Below are 26,443 nucleotides of genomic sequence, written 5' to 3'. Positions count from 1 at the left end.
CATGACAATTCTTGCTGATCCGATGGACCGCGCGCTGGAACTGGCGTGCGAGGCTGCTGCGGCAGGCGAGGTGCCTGTGGGGGCGGTGATCGTCGATCCGGAAACGGGCGAGATTGTCGCCGAAGGCGCCAATGCGCCGATCAGCGGCCATGACCCGACGGCGCATGCGGAGATCGTCGCCCTGCGCCGCGCCGCGGAGAAGCTCGGAAACTACCGCCTCACAGGTCTGACGATGTACGTCACGCTGGAGCCGTGCGCGATGTGTGCAGGCGCGATCAGCCTGGCCCGGATCGGCAAGCTGGTCTTCGGCGCCTGCGACCCGAAGGGCGGTGCGGTGATCCATGGCGCCCGTTTCTTCGAACAGCCGACCTGCCACTGGCGGCCGGACGTCGAGCAGGATGAGGCGCGCGGCGAGGCAGCAAGCCAGCTGCTGAAGGCCTTCTTCAAGGCCCGGCGAAAGTAGTTGGGGGGCTAGCTGAAACCCCACCTTTCACGCCTGACGCGCCGGAAATGCTTGCTTTCCTTGAGGGCACGCGATGCCTTGTGCCGCAAAAGGAGACCCACATGACAGCGACCGTCAAAACTGAAAATGACATCTCCGTCGTCACCATGGATGACGGCAAGGCCAACGCGATCAGTCTCGACATGCTGGAGGCGGTGAATGCCTGCCTCGATGAAGCGGAGAAGGATGGCAAAGTGCTGGTGCTGACCGGGCGTGAGGGAAAATTCTCCGCAGGGTTCGACCTGAAATTCCTCGCCACATCCGACGGGGAAGGCGTGCGTAAACTGGTCACCGGCGGCGGCCAGCTGGCGATGCGCCTGTTTACCTCCAAGATGCCTGTCGTCATTGCGTCGACCGGGCATTCCATCGCCATGGGTGCCTTCATCCTGTTGGGCGGCGACACGCGGATTGGCACGCGCGGCGCGTTTAAGATCGGCGCGAACGAGACGGTCAATGGCATGACGCTGCCAGGCTTTGGTACGGAACTGCCGCGGGCGCGGCTGAACCCGATGTATCTGACCGAAGCGCTGGTGCAGGCTCGCCTGTATACGCCGGACGAGGCCGTGCCGGTCGGTTGGCTGGACAAGGTGGTCGAAGCAGACGCGCTGATGGATACCGCGATGGAAACGGCGACGGCGCTGAAGGCCATCGCCAATGGGGCCTATTACCGCAACAAGATGCTGGTCCGGAAACCGGCGATCGATGCGATCATGCCGACGCTGGAACAGTCGACCATCTAGGACGCCGCAGCAGACTCTGCGTGATCCTGGGATTTTTCCAGGTCCCGGGAGATGTCCCGGATCAGGCCGCGCAGCCATGTCAGCGCCGGATCCCCGGCATTCTCCCGGTGCCAGTACAGGGTGGATTCGGGCGATGGAAAGTCAAAGGGCAGGTCCAGCAGGGCCAGGCCTGCGGTTTCGGCAATCTGACGTGGTGCCACCAGGGCAAACCCTGTCTGGCGCACAATCTCCAGTGCCGGCATATAATTCGGCAAGCGCTGAGCCGGCGTGATCCGGCGTCCGAATGTACGAGCCAGTTCCTCGATCAGGCTACGGCCTTCCCGCCGGCTGGACACGGCAATGTGGCGCAGATCGAAGAAGCTGTCTGGCGTCAGAGCCTGATCTGCCTGCGGATGATCCGGCGACAGGACACAGACATAGGGTGTCGACAGGAGTACCTCGCGTTCCATGTCCATGCCGAGCAGGTCAGAGACGTCGATGGCGAGATCCAGCCGTCCGGAGGCAAGTTCGGCTGCCACGGCCGACCGGTGCAGCTGGCTCCACAGGATGCGCACGCCCGGCGCCACCTGTTCAAGCCGTGCGGCGAGCGCCGGGGCTATCAGGAAGGCGCCGGCATCGCGGGCAGACAGGTTGAACACGCGGGTCGAGCGCGACGGTTCAAAGACGGAGCGCGGCTCAAGCCCGGATCGCAACTTGTCGAGCGCTTCCCGCACGGCGGGCATCAAGGCTTCCGCCATGGCCGTCGGCTTCACGCCGCGGCCTTCGCGGACAAATAACGGATCCTCGAAATGAACCCTCAACCGGGACAGGGCGTTGCTGACCGCAGGCTGGGTGATGCGCAGGATTTCACTGGCGCGTGTCAGGCTGCGCTCATCATAGACAGCCTCCAGTACCGGCAACAGGTTCAGGTCGATCGTGCGCAGGTTCATGGGGAACTCCAAAACATCACCACCAGTGATGATTGATCTTCATATAATAAAGTTCCCGAATAGTCTAATGTAGGGCATTGTCACGCTGTCGACAGTGGAGTGACCCGATGCGCGCGGCGCTAAAGCCAGCCTGCAGCCCTGAGCAGCATCACCGCGCCAATCGCGGTGACCAGGTATTTCATGCCGCGCTTGAAATTCACGTCGCTCATCCGGTCGAGCACCTTGCCGCCAAGCGTCGTGCCCAGCATGGACAAGGGCGCTGCTGCCAGGATCAGCCACCAGGGCGGCAGGGCCTGAAACCCGGCGGCGGCGATCACCGGCGTGCTCCAGAAGATGATTTTCACGAAATGCGCCAGCACCTGCGTCACCGCCTTGGTGGCCACGATGGCATGGCGCGTCATGTCGGTGCGCACGAAGAACTGGTCGAGCAGGGGCCCGGAGACGCCGGCAATCGTGTTCAGCGACTGCACGATGAACCCCGCGCCTTCGGCCTGGAAGCGTTTCTGAATGTTGAGGTCCAGCACCGCCTTCGGCAGCCAGACCAGCATGGCCACGCACCCCAGCAGCACATACACAACCTGCTTGTCTGGCCGCCAGCTGAGCGCGAACAGCAGGCCGACTGCCAGGACAGAGCCGAGCGCGTAGCGGCGGAAGATGTGCCAGTCGATATGTGCGCGCCAAAGAAAAGCGCGGTAGCCATTGGAGATCATCTGCACGGCGCCATGGATCATCATGGCGGTCGCAACGGGGACCAGGGCGGTCAGCACGCCCATGAAGATGATGCCGCCAGCCATGCCGAAAATGCCGGAAATGAAGCTGGTCACCAGCACGGTGACAAGAATGATGGCGGCAGCAATCGGGCTCATGCCTGCGATCTAGAGCCGTTTTCGATTCGACGCAAAACGCGCGCCTTGCGGGCCGTTCCGTCAAGAAAGATTGCAAAGAAAGAATTTGCGGCCGGGTGGCCGCACAGACTACCAATGGATCAACGAAACAGAGTGAAGGAGGATAGCCATCATGGCTGATACCCAACAATCCATGGACGCAATGGCAGAGATGAACGACCTGCGCATGTCGGAGGAGGCGCGTCCTCTTTACGAGCATGTGAAGCGGTTCATCGCCGAAACTGTCGAGCCGATGTATGAGGAATTTGAACGCCTCGGCGAAGGCAAGACCGACATCTGGTCTTACGCACCAGGCCAGCTCGAAGCCCTCGAAAAGGCCAAGGACGCGGCCAAGAAGGAAGGCCTCTGGAACTTCTTCCTGCCGGATGCCGAAACCGGCGAAGGCCTGAAGAACCTCGACTATGCCTATATCGCAGCGGAACTGGGCAAGGTGCCGCTCGCTTCGGAAACGATGAACTGTTCGGCGCCGGACACCGGCAACATGGAAGTGCTCGAGCGCGTCGGCACGCCGGCCCAGAAGGAACAATGGCTGAAGCCGCTCCTGGAAGGCAAGATCCGCTCCGCCTTCGCCATGACCGAACCGGCCCTGCCGTCGTCGGACGCAAAGAACGTCTCCATGAGTGCCGTTCTGGAAGGCGATGAGTGGGTGCTCAATGGAGAGAAATACTACATCTCCGGCGCCGGTGACCCGCGCTGCAAGATCATGATCTGCATGGTGAAAACCAATGACGGTCCGGACGTGAACCGCCGCCAGTCTCAGATCCTGGTGCCGCTGCCGCATCCGGGCGTGACGATCGTCGGCCCGATGCACGTGTTCGGCGACCCCGACGCGCCGCACGGCCACATGCATATCCGCTTCGAGAATGTCCGTGTTCCGAAGGACAACATGCTGCTCGGTGAAGGCCGCGGCTTCGAAATCTCGCAGCTTCGCCTCGGCCCGGGCCGTATCCACCACTGCATGCGCTCCATCGGTGCAGCAGAGAAGGCGCTCGACCTGATGGTTGTCCGTGGCATGACGCGTCAGGCGTTCGGCCGTGACCTGATCAAGCTGGGTGGCAACCTCGAAAAGGTCTCCCGCGCCCGGATCGAGATCGAATCCATGCGCATGATGGTCCTCAAGGCAGCCAAGGCGATGGACGTTCTGGGTAACAAGGAAGCCCGCGTCTGGATCTCCATGGTCAAGGCCATGGTGCCGGAGCGTGTCTGCGACATCATTGATGACGCCATCCAGATCCACGGCGCCACGGGTGTGTCGCAGTGGACGCCGCTGGCACGCCTCTATGCCAACCAGCGCACGCTGCGCCTGGCTGACGGCCCGGATGAGGTGCACCACATGGTGGTCGGCCGCGCCGAGACCCGCAAGTACACGGGCGAAGAGGAAGATCCGGCGATGGCTGCTGTCTGGCGGAAATAAGCCATCCTGCAGAACAAACGATCAGCGCGGCTCCGAAAGGGGCCGCGCTTTTCTATGCGGCTGCAGCGTCCAGTGCGTCCGCCAGACGGTCGTCGCCCCAGTAGAGCTCTCCATCGACCATAAAGCTCGGTGCGCCGAATATGCCGCGCCGGAAGGCTTCGTCCACATTCGACTTGAGGCGGTCCTTGTTCGCCTGCGTCTGGGCGCGGGATAGTACATCTCCCGTCGCGCCAGCCTCCCGGGCAAGGCGCTGCAGCAGGACGGGGTCGGCAATATCGTGGCCAGCGGCGAATTCTGCGGAATAGACGCCACGCGCGAATTCCTCGCCCCAGCCTTCATCCAGTCCGATCAGCGCGATGCGGGCTGCTGCAAGACCATTCTGCGGGAACGCGCCCGGCCCTGTCGCTGGCAGGCGTTGAAAGGGAAGGCCATAGCGCTCCGCCCGCCGGGCCATGTCACGCCACATATATTCGCCTTTCGCCTTGTGGATGTTGAAGGGGGAGGTATCCCAGCCCTGTGCGGCGAAAACCGGCCCCAACAGGAATGGCCGCCAGCGAACGGTCACACCGCGTGCGCCAGCGGCGTCTTCGATACGCATTGCCGTAAGATAGGAATAGGTCGATCCGAATTCGAACCAGAATTCGAGCATGTGTGCCATCTGCAGCCCCGCTTGTCTGTGCAGGCAGGCTAGAACCCCGCCGGCTCGCGGAAAAGGGGGCTAGAACCGGAACGTGTTTCCGAAGCGCAGGATGGCGCTCGTCTGGACGGAGCGGAAGTTGCGGCGGAAATCGTCCCCTTCGATATAAGCGCCATGGCCAAGGGCGAAGAACACTTCGGTCTGAGGGCGCAGTTCCCAGTTCACCCGGCCGAAGAAGGACAGGCTGTTACTGATATTATCATACTGTGTCTGCGTGGTGACCGAGAGGTCTGTCGAAACGTTGAAGACCGTTTCCAGGGATCCGATTTGTACACTGACATCCCCGGCCGGAACGGAAATGTCTTCCCTTTGGTAGCGGACTTTCAGGTCGACATGCGGGTTCGGGCGGAAATTGCCCTGGAAGTCATACCGCTTCGACTCGCCGTCGTAAAAGTCCTTGAACTCAATCTCCGACGTCGTGCCCCAGGGGCGCACATAGGATGACTGGACACGGAATTTCACGCCATTGTTGTCATAGACACCGACCGGCACGACCAACCCGCCGGGCAGGACAAAGGGCGTGTTGATATGCTCTTCATTCTGGCTCGCGGTGAAGGTCAGGTCGTCGGTCCAGATCGTGTTGGCGTTCAGAACGAAGGAATTGATCGTGGTTTCCGCATTGCCGTCGAGGTCGGTGATGTATTCATGGCTGGTGCCGAATTGCCACCAGCGCAGATAATTGCCCGATTGGCGGAAACGCCGGTGCCATTCGCCGGTGAAGGTGCGGGTACCGGGCCGGTTCACGAAGCCGAGGGCGGGGGCGAAATCCTCGCCGATCTGCCGCGCCTCGACGCTCCAGGCCCATTTGTCGTTCGGATAGTCGAACTTTGCCCCGAAGGAATCGTCATCCTCCAGTGTGGAGGAGAAGGTGCGCTGGTAGAAAACATCTGCCTGCATCCGTCCACCGCCGAAGAGGGACGGAACGCGATAGCTGAAATCGGCCCCGGCGAGCGTATTGTCTGAGAGACCCGTCGGGTCGCCATTCGTGGCGATGAAACCAACGCGGGACTGGTCCAGCACATCGACCGTCGCCCGCGCCACGGAGAGGTTCTGCGAGCCGATATTGCCGATGGCGCCGGTCTGAGCCGACAGGATGCCGACTTCCACACCATTGATTTCACCGCTCAGCTTCAGGCCTGCATCCACTTTCACGGACTGGCCGTTCACGATGCCGATGCGGCGGGAGAAGAAAGGCTGGCCGTTCGGTGCGCCGGCAAAGGTCTGTCCGGCAAATTCGAACAGGGCGGCGTCCTGCAGGAAGAAATCCCGTGTTTCCGGGAAAAACAGCGAGAAGCGGCCCGTATTGATCTGCCGGTCGTCCAGTGGGGTGTCGGAGAAATCTGTGTTCAGCGTCACAAGGCCGGTCAGAGAGGGCGTGAACTTGTAGGAGATGTTGGCGCTCGGCTCGATCGACAGATCATCGTCGCGGGGCTGGCTCCAGCGGCGGTTCCCGGCGAGGCCTGCCTGCAGTTGGACGTCGAACCCCTTGCCTTTGTTGATGTCGTCTATGCCCTCGATATAGCCTGGCCGGGCGAAGCCGAACTTGTTGACCGACTGGTCGATCCCGGCCCAGCGGATTTCCTCGTTCGCGTGGGCATGTTCACGCGTCATCATCAGACCCCAGCCGTCTGAGGCGGGATCGAAGCTGAGCGACCGGAAGGGCAGGGCAATCTCCGCCGTCCAGCCGTCTTCGGTCAGCACGCTGTCGGCATCCCAGATGATGTTCCAGGCATCGACGGGGGCCTGTCCGTAGCGGATCAGGCGTTCGGTGCGCGCGCCGAGGGCGTTGATGTCGAACCCAAAGCCCGACGTGCCGGTGTTGAACGGGTCGATATAGAAGCGGAACATGTCGTCCCGCCAGATCTCTCCATCGCGTTCCAGCACAGAGGCGAGGATCGCATCCGGCATGTCGTCATGGGCGTAGATGCCGACATAGAGATTGTTTTCGTCATAGGCGAAATAGACGCGTGTCTCGACGCTGGGGGGGCCGACCTTGGGCTCCACCTGGTAGAACTCGGAAACTTCCGCGGCCTTCGACCACATCGCTTCGTCGAGTTTTCCATCGATGACGGGCGCTTCGCTTGTCTCGATCCGCACGGGGCGAACCGTCGGCTGGTAGGTGGTGAAATTGCGGACGGGCGGGTCTTCGTCGGCCATGGCCAGTCCTGCGCCGGACATGGCAATGCAGGCGCCCAACATCCATCGATGCACGTTGATTTCCTCCCGGCACTTTAACCCGACCGTCTTTGACGTATCGTTCTCTCGCTGCCTGTCGAATAGGTAGCGTTGCCGGGTAGGGCCAGCGCTTCTTTCAGTGTCGCCCCACATTTCCAAGGCTGCCTGAAATTCAGGCAGCCTTGGTCAGAAAGCCATGTCCGGGGCGTCTTTGCCTGCGTGCCGGGGAGGGGTGTGGAGGTTCAGGCAGTCGGCCGGATATGCCCTCGAGATGACAGGGATTTACCAGACGCGCACAATCACTTCTGCAACTGCATCGAGGTGGCTGGCATATTGCGCAGCTCTTGCGTCTCATCCGAGCGGCTCGCGAAGCGCAGCACGGCAAAGCCCAACAATCCGGACGCAACTGACCCCATCAAGACACCCAGGCGTACCTGGTCCAGTTCGGCGGCCGTGCTGAAGGCGAGACTGCCGATGAACAGGCTCATGGTAAAGCCGACTCCCGTGAGGCAGGCCACGCCATAGACCTGAAGCCAGCTGACGCCGGAGGGGAGCCGGGCCACACCCGTTTTCACCGCCGCGTAAGTCAGACCGAACACACCAACCTGCTTGCCGAAGAACAGGCCGAGCGCAATTCCGAGGGGGACCGCCCCCGTCAGGGCGTCCAGATCGACACCGCGAAGGTCCACACCGGCATTTGCGAAGGCGAAGACAGGCAGGATCAGGAAAGCGACCCACGGATGGAGACCGTGCTCCAGCTTGTGAAGCGGCGATTGCCCGGTTTCCCTGCGAGGCGAAAGCGGGATGGCAAGCGCCGTCAGCACGCCGGCAAGGGTCGCATGTACGCCGGACTTCAGGACACAAACCCAGATGAACACGCCAACCAGGACATAAGGTGCGATACGCTTCACCCCCATCCGGTTCATGACAAGCAGGCCGGTGAATCCGATCGCTGCCAGGCCGAGCGCCTGAACCGAGAGTTGCTCTGTGTAGAACAGGGCGATGATCAGGATCGCGCCGAGGTCATCAATGATGGCGATGGCAAGCAGCAGGATTTTCAGCGCGACAGGCGCGCGCGTGCCAAGCAGCGCAAGAATTCCGAGCGCAAAGGCGATGTCGGTCGCCGCGGGAATTGCCCAGCCGCGGAGGGTTTCCGGGGACGACAGGTTGAGCATGACATAAATGATCGCCGGCCCGGCCATGCCGCCAATGGCTGCCAGCGCCGGCAGCACCGCCTTGTCGAATGACGACAATTCGCCTTCCAGGACCTCCCGCTTGATCTCAAGGCCGACCAACAGGAAGAAGACGGCCATCAGCCCGTCATTGATCCAGAGAAGCAACGGCTTCGCGATCTCCAGCGCGCCGACCTGCACGACCACGGGCGTGGAAAGAAGACCGCCATACCAAAGGCTGAAGACCGTATTGTTCGCCGCAATCGCCAGCGCAGCCGCCATCATCAGGATAAGGCCGGCAGCACTTTCAAGCCTGAGAAAATCCTGGATACGGGCGACAACTTTCGTCATTGGCAAATGTCCTTGTTAGCGGTGTGGCAGTCGGTTGGTGATTGAAAAGAATACGATCCCGCCGCCAGGGTCCCCTGCCTGAAGGCTGAGGGGGTGGGGAGGGTATCAGGCAGGCAATGCCTGCCGGCGGGATCGTTGCGGCCAGGAAGTGTGTTCCTGTCAGGGGGCGGGTCCTGGCCGTATTTCGTGAGGGGGTATTAGTCGTCGAACATGTCGAAGCGGCTCCTGCGGTGCCGTGGGCGGCCGCCTTCGCTTTCCCATCGGCCGATGGCTTCGGCATCCTCGCGGGTGAGAATTCGAGCCGGAGCCAACTCGCCTTTGCGGGGGCGGTCTCTGCGCCCCCGAGGCTCTGCGAAATCGGCCATTTCCCCGAGAAAGTCCGTAATCAGATCTTTGAGGAGAGACATTGTCTTTGCGCTTCCCTTTGTGCTGATTGGAGCTCAGGCGGCGCGCCGTATACGGCGCCGGCGCCGGCGGTACTGGGTTGGTGTTTCCGCGGTGCTCTTACCGTGCCCGTCCGCTTTCGGACGAGTGTCAGCGGTATCCATGAACCGGCCGCCACGGCCCGGACTTGCCGGGCCGGTTTGGCTCCCCGTCCAGAGGTCGTCGGTCAGTCGATACATTTCATTTGCCTCCTTTTGGCTCTTGCGATGTCCCCGATATGAGGCCATATGCGCGATAGCTCAAATCGAATGTTTCTTCTCTTGTGATAGGTTTTTCCGAACTATGAGACCGACCCTTCGCCAACTCCAATACATTGTCGCCGTCGCGGAATCAGGCAGGTTCCGCGATGCCGCAACGCAATTGGGCGTGAGCCAGCCGAGCCTGTCCGAACAGATTTCGGATGCAGAAGCTCAACTCGGTGTGACACTGATCGAAAGAGCCAGGACCGGCGCGGTGCTGACCCCGGCTGGTGTGGAAATCGTCCGCCGCGCACGGATTATTCTGACGCATGTGGAAGATCTGAAGACGGTGGCGCGGCAGTCCGCGGGCGATTTGGCGGGGCGCTACAGGCTGGGAACCCTGCCGACGATTGGCCCTTATTTGTTGCCGAGCGCAGTGCGGGAGCTTCACCAGCTGTACCCGGATCTCAGAATGGGCGTCCGGGAAGAGCGGACGATCGACCTTGACGAAAAACTCAATGATGGCCGGCTCGACATGATCATCTCGACCGCCGAGGATCATCTCAATTCAGAGTCCATGCAGCTCTTCGATGAACAGCTCTATGTCTGCACAGCATCGGACGATCCGATTGGCCAAGGTGATGGTCCGTTGAAGATTTCAGCCCTCAAAGGGCGTGAAGTGCTCAGTCTGGGATATGGTCACCGCCTCAGTACGGTGGTGCAGAAACTGGCAGAAGCCGCAGGCGCCCATGTGTCGACAGAATATGAGGGCACGTCACTGGACGCGATCCGCCAGATGGCCGGCATGGGGGCAGGCATTGCCATTGTCCCCAGCCTCTATGCCGTGATGGAGGCAAACAAGGATCCTCACCAGATCGTCCGTCCGATCGATCATCCCCTGGCACGCCGCCAGATCAGCCTGGTCTGGCGGGCCGCGTCCCCGCTTGAACACAACATCCAGAAACTCGGATTGGTGTTCAGGGACGTGGCGGCCGACCTTTTGGCGCAGGGAAAGGCCGTGAAAGGAAAAACCTAATCGCCGTTCAGTTTCAATCGATTTTACTTATCGGGCCGTTGAGGCCACCTTCCGGTTACAGACAAAAAAGGAAGGAGCCGAAAGATTGGCCTACGGTGGTGTTCAAGTCATACCAGTTCGACCAGTTTCCACACGCAGCCGCACATCCCCGGCCAGCGAAGATGGCCTGCGGAACGCGGAGTTTGAATGCCGATGGCCGGGAGATCCGGAAAAACTACGCGAGGCGATTTTGGCGCGTGTAGACTGGGGCCCCTTTGATATCTCCTGCCGCAAACACCCCCGGCGTGAAGACGGGTGCCTGTGTACGGTTCACTATTCGGGACCCAACCGGGAGCGCCCCCACCTCATGGCCAGCTTCTGGCATGTGATGGAGCAGTTTTCATTCTACCGTGGCCGGGTGCGCGCGCCCGCAAGTCCGGACGCATAGGCGTTCAGACGGCGCCTCCGCCGGTGCCCCCAGGGCATCCTTGTTGAGTCTCTTCAGGCTGAGCTGATCAACTCGGTTGGTTCGCTTTTTCAAGCAGGCTTCCCAGTCGCTCCTTGTGCGTTGTATAATGGCCCTTGCCGCCCTTGGATTTGAACGAGGTCCAGTTCGGTTCCATCTCTTCGTACAGTTTGGCTATGATGGCCTGGCTGCCCTCCGGCCACTGACTGACGGGCAGGTCCTCCAGAAGATATGCAGCATTTGCCGCCATGAATTTATTGGCAGAACAAAGGCCCCAGACCGTAAAGTCCAAACGATCCTGAGCCGCTTTCAATATATGCTCTTCCTGCCATATCACGCGGTCCAGGATTTGCGTGACGATCTCGTCATAGTCCTGTGTGCGTGCGCCTTCAGACAGCGACAGCCCCGACGGCATGTGATCTCGTGCCCAAGTGATGAATGTCTCGCGCTGCGGATCGCTCATCCCGATCAGCCAGTGGGCGCTGTCCAGCGCTTCTACGGGTTGAACCTCCGCGAAACTGAAAAAGAGATCGAACTCATCCTCTCCATAGAACCAGTTCGCCATGGAGATGAGTTCACTGAATTCTGAACGGGACTTGTCTTTCAGCGCGTCGTAAATGGCGTCCCTGTACGCGGGGCGGTCAAAGAGGGTCGTGAGAGATATGATCGTCTGGTTCAACCGGGTGAGGTGTGTGGGGCCGTGTCCATCAGGGTCCCAGTCGTAGAAGTTCTCCACGATCTCGGAGACATGGTAGAGGTCGCCCAAACTCAGTTCCGTTTCGGCGATGTGATCTGCAAGGACCGGGAGTGCGTCCAGGGCTTCCTTGTAGGTGTCATTTTCTGTCCAGAAGATTTCGTGGCTGATGAGCCCATAGGCATGCGTCAGGTTGAGGACAATTTCCCGTCCGGGATACCCCGCGCAAAGCGTTTCATAGAGCTTTCCCTCATAGAGAATGCCCAGATAGGTATCGATATTGTCGGCGACCGGATAGGCGAACTGTCCGTAGTCGGTAATACGCCTGGCCAGCGGATGTGTGGAATGTTCAGATGGCATGTGTCCTCGCCCCGGTCTGTATTCCGGTTAACCGGTTTTTGCGCGCGCAGCAAACAGGGCGCGTTTCATCTCCCACCGCGGCCCATCTCAGTCAGAAAAGCACAGCTTGTTTCCATCAATGTCTCTCACATAAGCAGAAAGACGTGGCCCTCGCTGGCCCGGCGCGCCTTCGCAGGTGCCGCCAAGTTCAATGGCCCGTTCATGGAACTGCCTGACGGCTTCCGCGGTCCCGACACTGAAGCCGACCATGGTTCCATTTCCATTGGTGGCTTGCCTTCCGTCAAAGGGCAGGGCTGCCGCAAATGCAAAATCCTCGCCCAGCCAGTAGGTCATCCTGTCTGACGGGGAGACGCGGTTCAGGCCTGACCGCTCGAAGAGGGCATCGTAAAACTCAATGGAAGCGTTCATGTCGTTTGTACCGACAACGAAATAGTTCATTCGCATGAAGGGATCTCCTGTTCGCCGGGGGCATGGCATATCCGGCCTGGTTTTCTTGGATGTCCGCACTTTATTGAAAAGTATGACATTTTATGTCCTATTTCTTCCATGGCGCGGGCGAATACGATCAGCAGGCTAAGGCGGATGGAATTGCTGGCGGTCCGGCTCAAGCAGAACGCGCATTGCACGGTCGGGGATCTGGCGCGTGAGCTCGGTGTCAGCGAGCGAACGATCTCGCGGGATCTTTCCCTCATGCGAGACCAGGGCATGCAGATCGATGCCGATCGCGGCCGGGGCGGAGGCGTCCGCCTGGACCGAAACTGGGGCGTTGGCCGGATGAACCTGTCCTATGCCGAAGCAGTCGACCTTCTGATCAGCCTTGCCGTCACAGAGCAAATGAACTCGCCCATGTTCCTGGCGAACCTCGACTCGATCAGGCGGCAATTGGTGGCCTCCTTTTCGCCGGCAAAGCGCGAAATGGTAGACCGCCTGAAATCCCGTATCCTCGTGGGCGTCACCGCGTCGACCTATGTGCAGGCAGGGACGTCGCCTCCACCAAAGCCGATCGTTCAGGCCTTGCATCAGGCATTCACGGATCAGGAAACGCTGGCGATACGATACCAGAGAGAGGATGGTGAGACGTCCAGCCGGGAAATCGAACCGCACTACCTCCTGCTGAAATACCCTGTCTGGTATGTTGTCGCGCAGGACCATCTGCGGAATGCATCGCGCACATTTCGGTGCGACCGGATACTGGCGGCCTCAAGAACGGGCACCCATTTCCGCCTTCTGCCCAAGGAAGCGTTCCAGCTGACTCCGGACGGTGACGAACTGGTTATGTGATCGCAGTTTGGCCTCACAGCGGGCGGGACCAGGCTTCGGACCTGAAAGGCCTTTGCTGACATGTGGAGGGCCCCTTTTGCTATGTAAGCCTGACGCCCGTGATGAATTATCAGCCTACTGTGCTTGTCTGAGGTTCTCGATGATCTGGGCGTCCACCCAGAAAATATTGGCCTTTGGTTCGCTCAGATTGATCGTGTGAAAGAAGAAGTATTTCCCGTCGGGCGTGACGCTTCCATACGCATCCTCGAATTCGGTGTTTATCTCGTCCCCCATATTGATAGCGGGTCCCCAGGAGCCATCGTCCTGGCGAAAACTGATGTACAAATCTGAATCGCCATAACCATCGTCGCGTTCGCTGTCCCAGATCAGGTAGCTTTCGTCGGAGGCAATGAAGGGGTGGGCAGTAAAGGTTCCCGAGTTGACTTCCTCACTGAAGGCCTGTGGTGCCTGGCGTTCGCCGTCCACCAAACGGGAATACCTGATAGTGCCGACCTCATGTCGTTCATCGAAAACGTAGGTGCCATCTGCTGAAGCTGTCAGGCGCATGACCGGAATATCTTCGAAGGGGGACCCGAGGCTTTTCTGTTCCGACCAACCGGAGTCTGTGCGCTCTCGATACTCGTTCCCGAGATACATCGTCTTTCCATCGACAGAGATAAAGACTTCGCCGGTGCGCGGTCCCACAATCGATTCCTGCCAGTCGCCATCCTTGTATTGGAAGCTGTAGATTTTGGGGACGTCGCCTGATACCTGCCTGACAAAATAGAATTCTGTCATGCCGGGGGCGAAGACGCCCTCGATTTCCAGATTGTCCGTTGAGACAAGCCCCGGCGCAAAAAGTTCGGGCGTAGGTCCCGGAGGCGTCTGACCGATCAAGTCAGCGCCGATGTCATGAGAGTTGCCTTGTGCGTGGCTCCCGCTGCTCAAGACCGAGAAAGTGAACACACAAGCAAGAAGCCTTGGGATTCGCATTATCGGATAACCTCTCTACGCGTTTGAAATGCCGACCGTATTTCTGCTTCATCTGGACTTTTCAGAACGGGACGTTCGGGTCGTCTTCGCCTTCGCCGCCGGGGGCGAGGCCCAGGAAGTCGAAGATCTTCGGGTCATGGAGGTGGCTGGGCCGGACAGTGGCGAGGGCGTGGGCCATGACCTGCCGGACGCCGGGCTTCTTGCGTTCCCAATCTGTCAGCATTTGTTTCATGGCGACGCGCTGCAGGCCGTCCTGGCTGCCGCACAGATTGCACGGGATGATCGGGAAGTTCATTGCATTGGAGAACTTCTCAAGATCGTCCTCCGCAGCTGTAATCAGAGGGCGGAGCACCATGACATCGCCCTCATCATTCAGCAGCTTTGGCGGCATCGCGGCGAGACGTCCGCCATGGATGAGGTTCATCATGAACGTCTCCAGCGCGTCGTCGCGGTGGTGACCCAGAACGATGGCGTCGCAGCCTTCCTCCCGCGCGATGCGGTAGAGGATGCCCCTGCGCAGGCGCGAACACATGGAGCAGAAGGTCCGTCCCTCCGGCACTTTCTCTGTGACGATGGAATAGGTGTCCTCGGTCACGATGCGATAGGGCGCGCCGATCTTTTCCAGCCAGTCCGGCAGGATGTGTTTCGGAAAGCCCGGCTGGCCCTGGTCGAGATTGCAGGCGATCAGATCCACGGGCAGGGCGCCCTGGTATTGCAGGTCCATCAGCACCGCCAGCAGGCCATACGAGTCCTTGCCGCCCGACAGGCAGACCAGCCATTTCGGCCGGGGAATCTCGCCGCTCTCGACGGCGCGCCGGTCAACCATGCCATACGCGTCGATCGCCTGGAGGGCGCCGCGCACCAGCCGCTTGCGCAGTTTCTTGAAGCTCACCGAATCCGGGGCGTCGGTGAACAGCGGCGGGGCGCCGGTGAAAGTGGAAACATCATCTGCCATGGCGTGCAGCTTTGCCATGGCTGGGCGCTAACACACAAGCCCGGGAAGACGGCGGCCCCGGCCTGTGCCATGAGGCGGTCTATCAGACGTGTTTCCAATTTTCGGAGGCTTTCATGAAGCTGCACGTGTCGTCAGACCTGCATTATTCTTTCCAGCCTGGGACAGGGGCCGTTGTTTCGGTTCATGCCGCGACCTCACCGGACCAGACCGTCATATCGGAAAGCCTTGAGATCGACCCGCTGCCAGAGCTGGTCTTCGATCCGGCGGACGCCCGTGGCGAGCGCCGCTTCCGGGGAGAATTCTCCGGTGATGTGCGCATCCGGTACGAAGCGGTTGTCGACAATGGTGCGCGATCTCTCCTGCCATCCGCGGCGACCCGGCACGCCTGGCCGGACCTTCCGACCGAAGCGCTCGTCTTCCTGTTGCCCAGCCGCTATTGTTCGTCGGACCGGTTCATCTCATTCGCGGAGAAAACGTTCGGAACGATCCCGGAGGGCGGCGCCATGGTGCAGGCGGTGCTGAGCTGGCTTTACGAAAATATCGAATATGCCTTTGGCATCAGCAGCTCCGACACGACAGCCGAGCACACATTTGTGGAGCGCAAAGGCGTTTGCCGCGATTTTACCCATCTTGGCATCACGCTCTGCCGCGCCCTCAACATTCCGGCCCGCGCGGTCAGCGCCTATGCGATGGGGCTGGAGCCGCAGGATTTCCATGCGGTGTTCGAAGTGTATCTTGAGAATGCCTGGTGGCTGGTTGATCCGACCGGGCTGGTGCCGGTCGAAAATCTGGTCCGGATCGGTGTCGGGCGCGATGCGGCGGACATCGCTTTTCTGTCCACCACGTCACCCTGCAGTCTGATCTGGCAGACTGTGAAGGTCTTGCCTGCGGTCTAGGTGAGGAATGGAATCCGGAACCAGCGCTTGATCTTCCACCAGCGGCGCAGGCGCTTGTTGTTCGGCGCGTCATCGGCGCCGCGTGGAATGAGGATATCATTCATGCGCGGCTGGTAATTGCGGATCAGGTCTTCCTCGATCCGCGCCCGGTCTGCCGGTTTCTTGACGATCATGATGTGACGTTCGGTGGCGCCGCGTTTCCACCAGGCTTCCCACCAGCGTTCATGCCCGATCAGGCGCGAGCGGAAATTGGTCGCCTTGCCGATGTAGAGCGGCTGCAGGAAGAATACGAACCGGCGGCGCACGAATATATAGATCCCGCCCTCATCCGGCAGGCCCTTGCGCGTCAGCGTAATATTGAACCGGTACGGCCGGCCGGACTCACCCCACCAGGTTTGCCAGCCAAACAGAAACAGCATGGTATCCCTCCACGTCGATTCCGCGAAGCTCGGCTGAGACGGTTAATGGGCGGTTAACCCTCGGGAATCTCGTGAACGTAGACTTCGTTGAGTTTGATCAGGCCCTGCTCGATGATCACGAGGTCGAAGCCCCTCAGCAGGCCGTCCGTTCCGTCTTTGCCCACCTTGCAATACCAGCGGCCGCAATACCCGCCGGGAATCGGCCAGGTTTCGTCCGGCGTGTAAGTCATCGGCGGTGTCGCGCCGAACAGGCCGGTCAGGTAGGTGCTGAGCGCGTCGCGGCCGTTCAGGCCTGCGGCGGTCTGCGGATCCTTGTAGACGGTGTCCGGCGCATAGAAGGCCACCAGACGGTCGACATCCTTGCTCGTCCAGGCATCCAGCCAGTCGGCGTTGAATTTTTCGATATCGATACTCATGCCGGTTCCTTCTGAGGCTGCCCCAACACGCGGGCGCGGTGCGCGTCGGTAAAGAACTCCTCCGGCACGCTTTCCGGACCGGCCATGATCGCAATGCCGTGCAGGCCGAGGGTCGGGTCCTCCGCCTTGCGGGTATGGTAGGACAGGCGCCGGGCCTTGGCGGTTTCCCCGAATTCCATATCGAGGGTGGCCTGGAGCTGGCCTGCAAAGCGCAGCCGCCGCATCCGTTCCGCACGCTCTTCGGCATAAGCGGCAAAATCCGGTCCGTCGCCTTCCGGCGTGTCCTTCAGGATATCTGACACGATCCGCACATCGCGATAGGTGATCGACAGGCCGAGGCCATTGATCGGGTCGTTCCAGCCTGCCGCGTCGCCGATCAGCACACAGCCCGGCGCGAACGGTTCGACCGTCCAGCTGTCATTGTTGAAGTAGGAATAGAGCGGGCCCGCCGGTGTGCCCTCGGCGAGCGCAGCATTGGGCGGGGCGCACGCCATGCGGAAGGCCTCAAGGAACCGCGCGGGGCCGTCTTCCCCGGCGAAGCGGCCTTTTTCCTCCAGCGGATAGCCGCCATAGATGCGCACGCGGCCATCGCCCTGCGGGAAGGCAAGAAAGCCGAAATTGCCTTCGGTTCCGATGGCCTGCCGCTTCGGGTCCCAGCCTTCGACCTGTTCGACCAGCAGGCCTGCAAACCAGTGATGCGGCCGGTCCTGGTGCAGCTTCACCCCGGCGGCGGCGCGCACCATGGATTGCCGCCCCTCTGCGCCGACGATCAGACGGGCTTCGACGGTGTGCTGCCGGTCACCCCGCGTGAAAGTCACCGAGGATGTCTCGCCAAGCGTCACCGACTCCACATTGACCGGCCGCAGACAGGTCGCGCCTGCTGCCGCCGCTGCGTCGTAGAGCGTCTGGCAGTGATGGGGATGGCCGATGCAAAGCGGACCCGGAATATCCGGGATCAGCATGTTCAGTGGCAGCGGGGCCGCCTCGCACATGTCCGGCGGCAGGCTTTCATCATAGGTGACGTGCTCCGACAGATGATGCCCGCCAGCCGCCACCAGCGTATCATAGAGGTCGATGCGTTTCGTCTCCACAACGCCCCAGGGGGCGATCCATTCGCCGCGGACACGATCTTCGTAATGCTCTGATTTTTCCAGTACCAGCACGCTGCGTCCAGCGCGCGCCATGACGGTGGCCAGCGCACTGCCTCCGATTCCACCGCCTACAATGACGAGATCATAGATCATCGGTTATCCTCCATGAGGCCTCTTGCGGGCCTTCACGGTCAGGATGCATTGATGAGGCGGGGCTGGCAAACCCTGACGCGAGGGTGGTCTGACGGCGCGTCAGGCGGACAGGCTGGCTGCCTTGACGGGGGCAAAGCTCATCCTGTGGCACGGCGCCGGGCCGAGACGGGTGAGGGCTTCGGCATGTATGGCGGTGCCGTATCCCTTGTGCCGGGCGAGGCCATAGCCGGGATAGGCCGCGTCCAGCTCCAGCATCAGGGCGTCCCGCACCGTTTTGGCGAGGATCGAGGCAGCCGAGATGGCAGGTTCTTTCAAATCGCCCTTCACGATGGCGCGGGCCTCGCAGGCCAGGCCGCCGGGCAGGGCGTTGCCGTCGATCAGCGCCAGGTCGGGCGCATGCTGCAGCCCCTCCACCGCGCGCCGCATGGCGAGGAAGGTCGCCTCGCGGATGTTCAGCCGGTCGATTTCCTCGACGCTGGCATGGGCGACGCACCAGGCCATGGCGCGTTCGCGGATGAGCGGCGCGAGGGCTTCGCGTTTGGCTTCGGAGAGTTTCTTGGAGTCCGTCAGGCCCTCAATCGGGTTCGCCGGATCGAGGATCACCGCGGCGGCCGTCACCGGGCCAGCCCAGGGGCCGCGGCCAGCTTCATCGACGCCGCATGTCAGGGTTCCGAACAGGTCCATGGCCGGAACAGACCGCGAGTCGGGCTTGCGCTCTACTGCGCAGCACGGTTCAACTGCGGCAGACGGCGGCCATCCCAGGGAGACACTTCCATGACCGAACTTTTTTCTTCGCCCGCCTTCTGGGGCAGCCTGGCGACGCTGACCTTCCTGGAAATCGTGCTCGGGATCGACAATCTGCTGTTCGTGTCCATCGCGACCGGCAAGCTGAAGGGAGACCAGAAGCAAACGGCCACCCGCATCGGCGTCTGGGGCGCGATGGTGCTGCGGATCGCCATGCTGGGCCTGATCTTCTGGATCCTGCAGCTCGACAAGTCGCCCCTGTTCCACCTGCCGCATGCGCTTGCCGTGTTCGTGGCGAACGGCAGTACAGAGGTCATGCACCATGTCGAAGAGGTGACGCTGAAGGACCTCATCCTGTTCGGCGGCGGCCTGTTCCTGCTGTGGAAAGGCACGCAGGAAATCCACTCCGCCGTCGAGGGCACCGGTCACGAAGAAACGACAGCGCCGGGCAGCTTCAGCAGCGTGGTTATTCAGCTGTTCGTGATCAATATCGTCTTCTCGCTGGACAGTGTGATCACGGCCATCGGCATGACGGACCTGCTGGCGGTGATGATCGGGGCCGTCGTCCTGTCGACCTTCGTTATGGCCGTTGCGGCTACCCCTCTGGCAAACTTCATCGCAGATCACCCAACCACCAAGATGCTGGCGCTGGCCTTTATCCTTCTTGTCGGGGTGGCGCTTGTGGCCGACGGACTCGGCTTCCATATTCCCAGAGGGTATCTCTACTTCGCCATTGCGTTCTCGCTGGTCGTGGAACTGCTCAACATCCAGGCGCGGAAACAGGCGCCGAAAACGAAAGGACACTGACATGCACGACGCTTACCGGATCATCATGCACGAAACCGGCGGCACGGATGTGCTGAAGGTGGAACATTTCGAACCGCGCCAGCCGGGCCCCGGCGAAGCGCTGGTAAAACAGGCCGCGTCCGGCCTGAACTTCATCGACACCTATTACCGGACCGGGCTTTATCCGGTGAAGCTGCCTTTCGTGCAGGGCTCCGAAGGGGCCGGCACGGTGGAAGCGGTGGGCGAGGGCGTCACCAATGTGAAGCCGGGTGACCGGGTCGCCTATCTCGGCAGCGGAACCTACGCCACGCACTTCACCGGTCCGGCAGGGCTTATGGTGAAACTGCCGAAAGGCATTTCCGAAGAAGACGGCGCCGCTGTGCTGCTGAAAGGCCTGACGGCCTGGATGCTTCTGTTCGAGATCCGCCCGGTGACGGACCGTGACACGGTGCTGATCTGGGCACCTGTGGGCGGCGTAGGCAGCGTGCTGACGCCATGGGCGGCCAGCCTTGGCGCCCGCGTGATCGCTGTGACCTCGACGCCGGAGAAAGCCGAAAAGGCCGAAGAATTCGGCGCCAGCGATACGATTGTCGGCTATGAGGATGTCGCCAAAAAAGTTCGTGATCTGACAGGTGGCGAAGGCGTTGATGTGGCCCTCGACAGCGTGGGTAAGCGCAGTTTCGAGGCGTCCCTCTCCAGCTTGAAGAAGCGCGGCTGGATGATCTCTTACGGCAATGCCTCAGGCGCCGCAGACCCGATGCCGCCCGGCCGGCTCGCAGCGGGGGGATCGCTTATCCTGACCCGACCGTCCCTGTTCAGCTTCATCGACACACCAGAAGGCATGGCCCGCGGCGCGCGCCACCTGTTCGCTGCCATGAAGGCCGGCACGTTCGGCGCCGACATCGGCCAGCGCTTCTACATGAAAGAAGCCGGCAAGGCCCACGAGGCTCTCGAAAGCGGTACGACAACCGGCGCGACGGTATTGATTCCGTAAAATCAGTTGCCGGACGTTCGCAATACCGTCCGGTTCTCATCGATGAAGATTTCGGCGCCCGCACGGCGCCTACCCGCCAGCATGCGGCGGGTGATCCGTTCGTAATACTGAATGAAGCGGCGGACCCAGTCGCGCCGCTCGTCCGGTATGGTTTCACCGCGCGCGGCCCATAGCCCGGCTTCCTGTTGCAGGCGCCAGCCGAGAACGCAGTCGAAATCCGGCGGCACGATGTGGCAGAAGCCGTCTGCCGCATCCCACAAATCGCCATAGGGTCCGGCCAGCGCGATTTCCTGATGGCGCCGCCAGTCTCCGGTCCGGTCTTCTGCCTCGACCGGATTGATCGGCGCGTCCCTGGCGGACCTGGCGTCCGGCAGAGCCCCCATCAGCCAGCCTTCGATCACGATGGCGGCGGGTCGGCCCTGGACGTTGCGCCAGTCCGACACCGGCGCGCGGTCGTCCTTCAACTTGTCGAACACCGGTAACAGGGCTTCTGTCTCTCCGATCGCCGCGCGCAATGTGGATACCGTCTTGGCCAGCAAGGTCAGGTCATGCGTACCGGGTGGGCCGCGGGTCATGAACAGGGGGCTGATGCGGCGGGCGAGCTCCATCCGTTCGGCATGGGTGAGGTAGAAGTCGTCGATGCTGGCTCCGGCCACAGGCTGGGACATGGTCCCGATGGCTGCCGCAAGGGCGGTCGATTTGCCGGAGCCCTGAGGCCCGGACAGGAGGAGCAAGGGCACGTGCCCGTCCGGCGCGCTTGCAATCGCGCCTTCGATCCACGCGCGGACAGCTCCGGCAATTGTGTTCACGTCGCAGCCCCCTTCCGCCTGTCCCCGTTATTGGCTCGATTGTATTGGCCAAGTCATTTTTTGGCATGGCGTCGAACGCAGGCCATGCTAGAAACACTGAGAACCAATCGCAAAACAAGAGCCTTCTGCGCGCGCCGCCGTTCAGTCAAGGGCCGGGAGGACACGTCATGGCTGACACGAACACGAATCTGGAATCTGCCACCGCGCTGGACACAGCTGCGCTCGTTCGAGGCGGAAAGGTCAGCGCCGTGGAGGCTTGCGAAGCGGCCATCCAGCGGATCGAGGCGAAGAACGGCCCGCTGAACGCGGTCGTCGTGAAGGATTATGACCGCGCTCGCAAAGCGGCCAAGGTCATTGATGAGAGCCGGACAACGGACGATCCCCGGCCTTTCCTCGGCGTGCCAATGACGGTGAAAGAGGCCCATGACGTCGCCGGCCTGCCGACGACCTGGGGTTTTGAAATGTTCTCGAATTTCCATCCGCAGGAAGATTCCCCGCCCGTCGCCCGCCTGAAGGCGGCCGGGGCGGTGATCCTCGGCAAGACGAATGTCCCCGTGGCGCTGGCCGATTGGCAGAGCGTGAATCCGGTCTATGGCCGCACGGTGAACCCCTATGATCACAGCCGCACGCCGGGCGGGTCGTCTGGCGGGTCTGCCGCGGCGCTTGCGTCGGGCATGGTGCCGCTGGAGTTTGGGTCCGACATTGGTGGTTCGATCCGGTTCCCATCCAATTTCTGCGGCGTGTGGGGACACAAGCCGACCTGGGGCATCGTACCGCTGAAAGGGCATAATCCACCGGGTACGGATGGGGTGGACGTGCCACTGGCCGTTGTCGGACCCATGGCCCGAAGCGCCGCAGACCTGTCCGCGGCGCTGGATGTCGTGGCCGGGCCCGTGACGGCCGGCTGGAAACTGGATCTGCCTGCCGCCCGTCACGCGGCACTGAAGGATTTCCGCGTGCTCGTCCTCAACACAGACGACCTGCCACCCGTGGACGATGACGTCGCCGGCCCGATTGAGGCGCTCGCCGGTGCATTGGAAAAACAGGGCGCGCAGGTCGTCCGCAAAGTACCTGGCCTGCCGGACTTTGCCAGCATCCACGAAAACTACCTGCGCCTGCTGAATACGGCGATCACGCGAGGTACGCCGGAGGCTCGGCCGGTTGACGCACATGTCTACATGAACCTGCTGGATGCCCAACTGAACCTCCAGCGCCAATGGGCAAACATTTTCCGTGACATCGATGTCGTGCTGTCACCGACCTTCAGCACGGCGGCCTTTCCGTACACGGATGAGCCGGACTGGGGCAAGCGCACGCTGACCGTGAACGGGCAGGCGATCCCTTACGCTTCTCAGCTGATGTGGGCAGGGCTTGCGACCTTCCCCGGCCTGCCGTCCACCGCTGTGCCGCTAGCGCGTACCCCGGACGGCCTGCCGACAGGCATGCAGGTGCTCGGCAATCTCTATGAAGACCGCACGACACTGCAATTTGCAGAATTGCTTCAGGCTGAAGGGCTCTCGGCCTAGTCGGTCACGGGAAGCTTCAGCAGCAGGGCCGGGTCGATATAGAAATCGCCGCTCCGGTTGCTGGCTTCGGGATTGCGCCACTTCACCGCCCAGTGCAGGTGCGGCCCGGTCGTACGGCCGGTATTGCCGGACTTTGCCAGCAGGTCGCCGCGCGCGACGGTGTCGCCCGCTTTCACGTCCACTTCCGACAAATGCATGAACACTGAGACGAGCCCGTGCCCGTGGTCGAGGAAGATCGCACCGCCTTCATAGTAAAGGTCAGGGTCGGCGAGGATCACGGTGCCTTCGGCCGGGGCAACAATGGGCGTGCCCACAGGCGCGGCCATGTCATATCCCCGATGGACAGAGACAGACTCACAGGGTTCGCCGGTCACCTTGCTGACGCCGATATATTTCCGCGTCGGCCCGAAGGGTGAGGAGGCCGGCACATCTGCGGGCTTGATAAAGCCGGTCAGCGCGCCGGGGCCGTCATTGAATGTGGCGAAGGCGTCCCGCTTCTTCACCCAGGACCGGCCAGCATGGGCCTTCTGTTCTTCGCTGCGTGCATCGACCTTGTCGCAATCGAAGCCCTCGATCGTGCGGAAATCGTCGTGCCGTTTTTCAATCACCAAGTCACCAAAGGCGCCGGTGTCCGACGACCAGCCGATGACCGATGGCGCATCGGTGGCAAGACCGAACTGCGCACTGCCCGACGCATCCGCCGTCAGTTTGCGGCCCGCAACCGTGAACACCGTGCCCGGGATGCCATGACAGATGACAAGCCCGCCCTGTTTCAGCGCGCCGTCGCAATGTTCCTGGGTGGGGGGCGATGGGGCAATGGCTGTTTCCGCGCCCGCCATTGGTGCCGAAAGGCAGGTGCCGGTGCACATCACCACCATCAGGAGGATGTCACGCATCATGCGTGCGTCAGTCCTTTGCCGGAACCATGCGGGACGAGGCGGCGTCTGCGTCCCAATAGGCTTCCTGCCGGTCGACGCTCCAGTAACGCAAGGCCTGGACCGGGATTTTCCGGCTGGTGACAGCGCAGACAACATAGTCGCCGGGGGCGAGCACTTCGATGTCTGCATCGAGATAACGAAGGCGGGCTTCGCCGGCGGGTTGGCTGGATCGTGTAAGCATGGGGATCACCATGCCTGAAAGGCGGCTTGAAGAAAAGAGCAGCCTGCAGAAAGTTGGTACTGTATCAGTTTGAAATTTCAGCAATTTGCCAGTGATTTCCGACTCCTGTATGCTTAGCGGTAAGCAAAAGGAGGGCATATGCTCAAACTTATGAAAAAGATCTGGCTCAACATCTGGCCGCCCGCCCGCAAAGCGGAGCGAGACAGAAGGCAGTTCTATGAGAACAAGTCAGATATGGGGATTTTCTGAAATGCCTAAAGGACCCAAAGGCGAAAAGCGCCCTGCTGACGTGATCGGCAACGCCATCAAGATCGCCAGGATCGCTACTGGCGAGGAGACGGATGACAAGGACGAAGCCCTGTCATCCGCTGCCGCTGAGATGGGCCGCAAGGGCGGCAAAGCCCGCGCGAAGAAGCTGACACCAGAGCAGCGGGCTGAGATTGCGAAGAAGGCTGCTGAAAAACGGTGGAATAAACAGCGCGAAGAATAATTTTCGGAATATTTTTCTTGTTTTTTGGTCGAAATCCTGCCACTGTTTTCAGACTTTCAGTGGAGAATCGGCCATGAGTGAGTGGACCCAAGAGCAGGTGATGGCTGAGCTGGACCCGTACTTCGATGAGATCGACGCGATCTGTCGCGGAGGGCTTACGCGGTATCAACAGTATCCTGCGGATATTCGTATTGAGCATGATGCGCGTGCGGCCGCCTCGTGCATTTACACCCACATGGTGACAATCGCCGAGGAACAGCTGACCCCCGCGCAAGGGGTAAACTTCAAGAGCATCCGTGGCCTGAAAGTGTGGATAATCGGGGAAAAAGCGACAATCCGGTTCAAGAAGATGGATGAAGAGGGACGGAGCCGAAATTACCCGACCAAACAGATCCGCGCCTTTGACCGCCAGATGCCGCTGCCCGGAATCCCCCACCCAGCCCTTAACCTGGTCGTAGGATATTTGCCGAATGCTCTGGGAACGGAAGTCGAGCGGGTTCAGGTAGCGCGGCCATCAGGAAAGTCTGTCGATTGGTGTGCAGCAATTTTGCCCGTCGAAGACCGTGCGGTCGGCCAGCCACGCTGGGTGGATGTGACGGTTCAGGCGCGCCTCGGCTAATACTTTTTTTCAACTGGTGAACTATGACTCGGTTTAACCACCACATGCTGACTCTTGCCCGTGACTCGCGAGGGCTGACACAGGCTCAGCTCGCCGAAGCAATGAGTGTGGGGCAAGGCACGCTTTCGAAATATGAAACGGGGGTGCTTGAGGCTCCAGAAGAGTTCGCCCACGATGCTGGGCGTGCGCTGGGTTATCCGCCAAGCTTCTTTTTCCAGCCAGGGCGTCCTTACGGATTTCCGCCGTTTCATTATCGCCGGCGCAAGAAGCTTTCGGCGAAAGCGCTGGGTAAAATCGTTGCCGAAATGAACATTCGGCGGATGCATATAGAGAAGCTGAGTCGGTCGTTTCCGTTCAGCACGAACCGCTTCATTCCAGAGATTGACCGCGATGAATACCAAGGACGCACAAAGAAGAGAGTGACGATCGACGATCTCGCGCAAATGCTGCGAGAAACGTGGATGCTGCCGTCCGGCCCAATAGAAAACGTTGTGGACCTGATTGAAGAAAATGGCGGCATCGTTGTCCCCTGTGACTTCGGAACAGATCTATTGGACGCAATGAGTCAAAGGACCGACGGGCTGCCGGTCTTGTTCTTTGTGAACACGGCATCACCCATGGATCGACTGCGTCACACATTGTGCCACGAGCTGGCTCATATGGTTTTACATACGACCGACTTCAAAGAAGACGGCGAGATGGAATGCGAAGCGGATGAGTTTGCTGGCGCATTCTTGGTTCCACCTGACGATTTGCGAAGGCAGTTAAGACGTTTTGACCTGCCGCATCTCGCAAATATGAAAGCGTACTGGAAGGTTTCAATGGCGGCAATCGCCACCAACGCCCAGCGGCACAACTTCATTACACAATATCAGTACAAGAACTTCTTCATCGAAATGAGCAAGTTGGGGTATCGTAAGCGAGAACCCAATGAGCCCCCCCGCGAGCATCCAAAGATGCTCCGCCAGATGATTGAGTTTCATCGCAAGACGCTCGACTATAGCGATGCGGATTTTTCCAATCTTCTTTGCATCACGCCGGAAGAGTTTCAGTCTTTGTACTCATTCGAACCCCAACCGAAGCCGCATCTTCGGTTGGTTAATTGAATAAAATGCTTGACGGTAAGCATA

29 protein-coding genes are annotated in these 26,443 nt (G+C 60.8%); 12 read left to right on the top strand and 17 right to left on the bottom strand.

Annotated features, from left to right (window positions below):
• Nucleotide 1 precedes the first annotated feature (1 nt).
• Nucleotides 2–463, top strand: coding sequence for a nucleoside deaminase (locus HAD_RS15765; protein ID WP_035573394.1), 462 nt, complete (start codon nucleotides 2–4; stop codon nucleotides 461–463).
• Between the two features lie 101 nt (nucleotides 464–564).
• Nucleotides 565–1,242, top strand: a complete 678-nt coding sequence (locus HAD_RS15760; RefSeq protein WP_035573751.1) for a crotonase/enoyl-CoA hydratase family protein — start codon at nucleotides 565–567, stop codon at nucleotides 1,240–1,242.
• On the opposite strand, the gene HAD_RS15755 is transcribed toward HAD_RS15760, so the two are convergent.
• A complete protein-coding gene (locus HAD_RS15755) occupies nucleotides 1,239–2,171 on the bottom strand; it encodes a LysR family transcriptional regulator (RefSeq protein ID WP_035573750.1) in 933 nt (310 codons plus the stop codon). The two genes, HAD_RS15760 and HAD_RS15755, sit on opposite strands and share 4 nt — an antisense overlap.
• 119 nt (nucleotides 2,172–2,290) lie before the next feature.
• The gene (locus HAD_RS15750; RefSeq protein WP_035573392.1) at nucleotides 2,291–3,037 is read right to left on the bottom strand and encodes a sulfite exporter TauE/SafE family protein; all 747 of its coding nucleotides are present in this window, start codon (nucleotides 3,035–3,037) and stop codon (nucleotides 2,291–2,293) included.
• 151 nt (nucleotides 3,038–3,188) lie between these two features.
• On the opposite strand from HAD_RS15750, the gene HAD_RS15745 reads away from it, so the two are divergent.
• Nucleotides 3,189–4,490, top strand: a complete 1,302-nt coding sequence (locus HAD_RS15745; RefSeq protein ID WP_156942310.1) for an acyl-CoA dehydrogenase family protein — start codon at nucleotides 3,189–3,191, stop codon at nucleotides 4,488–4,490.
• A gap of 52 nt (nucleotides 4,491–4,542) precedes the next feature.
• Here HAD_RS15745 and HAD_RS15740 read toward each other — a convergent pair whose 3' ends face one another.
• The 4 genes from HAD_RS15740 to HAD_RS18695 form a co-directional block, all read right to left on the bottom strand.
• A complete protein-coding gene (locus HAD_RS15740; RefSeq protein ID WP_035573391.1) occupies nucleotides 4,543–5,148 on the bottom strand; it encodes a 2-hydroxychromene-2-carboxylate isomerase in 606 nt (201 codons plus the stop codon).
• A 60-nt stretch (nucleotides 5,149–5,208) separates the two neighbouring features.
• Nucleotides 5,209–7,398, bottom strand: a complete 2,190-nt coding sequence (locus HAD_RS15735) for a carbohydrate binding family 9 domain-containing protein (RefSeq protein WP_162177526.1) — start codon at nucleotides 7,396–7,398, stop codon at nucleotides 5,209–5,211.
• 263 nt (nucleotides 7,399–7,661) lie between these two features.
• Nucleotides 7,662–8,891 carry a Na+/H+ antiporter NhaA gene (nhaA, locus tag HAD_RS15730; protein WP_422119985.1) on the bottom strand — a complete coding sequence of 410 codons (1,230 nt, stop codon included), beginning with the start codon at nucleotides 8,889–8,891 and terminating at the stop codon, nucleotides 7,662–7,664.
• A 191-nt stretch (nucleotides 8,892–9,082) separates the two neighbouring features.
• A complete protein-coding gene (locus tag HAD_RS18695; protein ID WP_035573386.1) occupies nucleotides 9,083–9,292 on the bottom strand; it encodes a hypothetical protein in 210 nt (69 codons plus the stop codon).
• A gap of 319 nt (nucleotides 9,293–9,611) precedes the next feature.
• Here HAD_RS18695 and HAD_RS18690 point away from each other — a divergent pair, with 319 nt between their 5' ends.
• Complete coding sequence (locus tag HAD_RS18690; RefSeq protein ID WP_035573385.1) at nucleotides 9,612–10,544, top strand: LysR substrate-binding domain-containing protein; 933 nt, start codon at nucleotides 9,612–9,614, stop codon at nucleotides 10,542–10,544.
• 494 nt (nucleotides 10,545–11,038) lie between these two features.
• On the opposite strand, the gene HAD_RS15715 is transcribed toward HAD_RS18690, so the two are convergent.
• Entirely contained in the window at nucleotides 11,039–12,043 is a 1,005-nt protein-coding gene (locus tag HAD_RS15715) for a hypothetical protein (RefSeq protein WP_035573384.1), read from the bottom strand.
• 87 nt (nucleotides 12,044–12,130) lie between these two features.
• A complete protein-coding gene (locus HAD_RS15710; RefSeq protein WP_035573383.1) occupies nucleotides 12,131–12,487 on the bottom strand; it encodes a VOC family protein in 357 nt (118 codons plus the stop codon).
• Nucleotides 12,488–12,625: 138 nt separating this feature from the next.
• Here HAD_RS15710 and HAD_RS15705 point away from each other — a divergent pair, with 138 nt between their 5' ends.
• Nucleotides 12,626–13,324 (top strand): helix-turn-helix transcriptional regulator, encoded by a 699-nt coding sequence (locus HAD_RS15705; protein ID WP_035573382.1) that lies wholly within the window; start codon nucleotides 12,626–12,628, stop codon nucleotides 13,322–13,324.
• A 114-nt stretch (nucleotides 13,325–13,438) separates the two neighbouring features.
• Here the strand turns inward: HAD_RS15705 and HAD_RS15700 are convergent, their stop codons facing one another.
• Together HAD_RS15700 and ttcA are read right to left on the bottom strand one after the other, a co-directional pair.
• Nucleotides 13,439–14,200 (bottom strand): hypothetical protein, encoded by a 762-nt coding sequence (locus HAD_RS15700; protein WP_206741291.1) that lies wholly within the window; start codon nucleotides 14,198–14,200, stop codon nucleotides 13,439–13,441.
• Nucleotides 14,201–14,357: 157 nt separating this feature from the next.
• Nucleotides 14,358–15,269, bottom strand: a complete 912-nt coding sequence (gene ttcA / locus HAD_RS15695) for a tRNA 2-thiocytidine(32) synthetase TtcA (RefSeq protein WP_241765390.1) — start codon at nucleotides 15,267–15,269, stop codon at nucleotides 14,358–14,360.
• Between the two features lie 95 nt (nucleotides 15,270–15,364).
• Here ttcA and HAD_RS15690 point away from each other — a divergent pair, with 95 nt between their 5' ends.
• On the top strand, nucleotides 15,365–16,147 hold the full coding sequence (locus tag HAD_RS15690; RefSeq protein WP_035573379.1) for a transglutaminase-like domain-containing protein: 783 nt from the start codon (nucleotides 15,365–15,367) through the stop codon (nucleotides 16,145–16,147).
• Here HAD_RS15690 and HAD_RS15685 read toward each other — a convergent pair.
• The 4 genes from HAD_RS15685 to rnhB all read right to left on the bottom strand — a co-directional run bounded on the left by HAD_RS15685 (nucleotide 16,144) and on the right by rnhB (nucleotide 18,910).
• Nucleotides 16,144–16,566 (bottom strand): GIY-YIG nuclease family protein, encoded by a 423-nt coding sequence (locus HAD_RS15685; protein WP_051596373.1) that lies wholly within the window; start codon nucleotides 16,564–16,566, stop codon nucleotides 16,144–16,146. The genes HAD_RS15690 and HAD_RS15685 overlap by 4 nt on opposite strands.
• A gap of 53 nt (nucleotides 16,567–16,619) precedes the next feature.
• Complete coding sequence (locus HAD_RS15680; RefSeq protein ID WP_035573378.1) at nucleotides 16,620–16,982, bottom strand: nuclear transport factor 2 family protein; 363 nt, start codon at nucleotides 16,980–16,982, stop codon at nucleotides 16,620–16,622.
• Entirely contained in the window at nucleotides 16,979–18,226 is a 1,248-nt protein-coding gene (locus tag HAD_RS15675) for an FAD-dependent oxidoreductase (protein ID WP_035573377.1), read from the bottom strand. The genes HAD_RS15680 and HAD_RS15675 overlap by 4 nt, the downstream gene beginning before the upstream one ends.
• A gap of 99 nt (nucleotides 18,227–18,325) precedes the next feature.
• Nucleotides 18,326–18,910, bottom strand: coding sequence for a ribonuclease HII (gene rnhB, locus HAD_RS15670; RefSeq protein ID WP_035573374.1), 585 nt, complete (start codon nucleotides 18,908–18,910; stop codon nucleotides 18,326–18,328).
• 90 nt (nucleotides 18,911–19,000) lie between these two features.
• Between rnhB and HAD_RS15665 the strand changes: the two genes are divergently transcribed.
• Nucleotides 19,001–19,777: a TerC family protein gene (locus tag HAD_RS15665; protein ID WP_035573373.1), complete on the top strand. Its 777-nt coding sequence runs from the start codon at nucleotides 19,001–19,003 to the stop codon at nucleotides 19,775–19,777.
• Between the two features lies 1 nt (nucleotide 19,778).
• A complete protein-coding gene (locus HAD_RS15660; RefSeq protein ID WP_035573372.1) occupies nucleotides 19,779–20,750 on the top strand; it encodes a quinone oxidoreductase family protein in 972 nt (323 codons plus the stop codon).
• Between the two features lie 2 nt (nucleotides 20,751–20,752).
• On the opposite strand, the gene HAD_RS15655 is transcribed toward HAD_RS15660, so the two are convergent.
• Nucleotides 20,753–21,559, bottom strand: coding sequence for a hypothetical protein (locus HAD_RS15655; protein ID WP_051596372.1), 807 nt, complete (start codon nucleotides 21,557–21,559; stop codon nucleotides 20,753–20,755).
• Nucleotides 21,560–21,726: 167 nt separating this feature from the next.
• Between HAD_RS15655 and HAD_RS15650 the strand changes: the two genes are divergently transcribed.
• A complete protein-coding gene (locus tag HAD_RS15650) occupies nucleotides 21,727–23,085 on the top strand; it encodes an amidase family protein (RefSeq protein WP_035573371.1) in 1,359 nt (452 codons plus the stop codon).
• Here HAD_RS15650 and HAD_RS18205 read toward each other — a convergent pair.
• Together HAD_RS18205 and HAD_RS15640 are read right to left on the bottom strand one after the other, a co-directional pair.
• Complete coding sequence (locus HAD_RS18205; protein WP_051596371.1) at nucleotides 23,082–23,984, bottom strand: M23 family metallopeptidase; 903 nt, start codon at nucleotides 23,982–23,984, stop codon at nucleotides 23,082–23,084. The genes HAD_RS15650 and HAD_RS18205 overlap by 4 nt on opposite strands.
• Nucleotides 23,985–23,991: 7 nt before the next feature.
• Nucleotides 23,992–24,204 carry a DUF2093 domain-containing protein gene (locus HAD_RS15640; protein ID WP_035573739.1) on the bottom strand — a complete coding sequence of 71 codons (213 nt, stop codon included), beginning with the start codon at nucleotides 24,202–24,204 and terminating at the stop codon, nucleotides 23,992–23,994.
• A 250-nt stretch (nucleotides 24,205–24,454) separates the two neighbouring features.
• Between HAD_RS15640 and HAD_RS15635 the strand changes: the two genes are divergently transcribed.
• The 3 genes from HAD_RS15635 to HAD_RS18200 all read left to right on the top strand — a co-directional run bounded on the left by HAD_RS15635 (nucleotide 24,455) and on the right by HAD_RS18200 (nucleotide 26,419).
• Complete coding sequence (locus HAD_RS15635) at nucleotides 24,455–24,694, top strand: RNA-binding protein (protein ID WP_035573369.1); 240 nt, start codon at nucleotides 24,455–24,457, stop codon at nucleotides 24,692–24,694.
• 73 nt (nucleotides 24,695–24,767) lie between these two features.
• Nucleotides 24,768–25,313, top strand: a complete 546-nt coding sequence (locus HAD_RS15630) for a hypothetical protein (RefSeq protein ID WP_035573366.1) — start codon at nucleotides 24,768–24,770, stop codon at nucleotides 25,311–25,313.
• 44 nt (nucleotides 25,314–25,357) lie between these two features.
• Nucleotides 25,358–26,419, top strand: coding sequence for an ImmA/IrrE family metallo-endopeptidase (locus HAD_RS18200; RefSeq protein WP_162177525.1), 1,062 nt, complete (start codon nucleotides 25,358–25,360; stop codon nucleotides 26,417–26,419).
• Nucleotides 26,420–26,443: the final 24 nt, after the last annotated feature.

Source organism: Hyphomonas adhaerens MHS-3 (genome assembly GCF_000685235.1).
Lineage (GTDB): Bacteria > Pseudomonadota > Alphaproteobacteria > Caulobacterales > Hyphomonadaceae > Hyphomonas > Hyphomonas adhaerens.
This window is presented reverse-complemented; position numbering and strand designations above follow the sequence as displayed.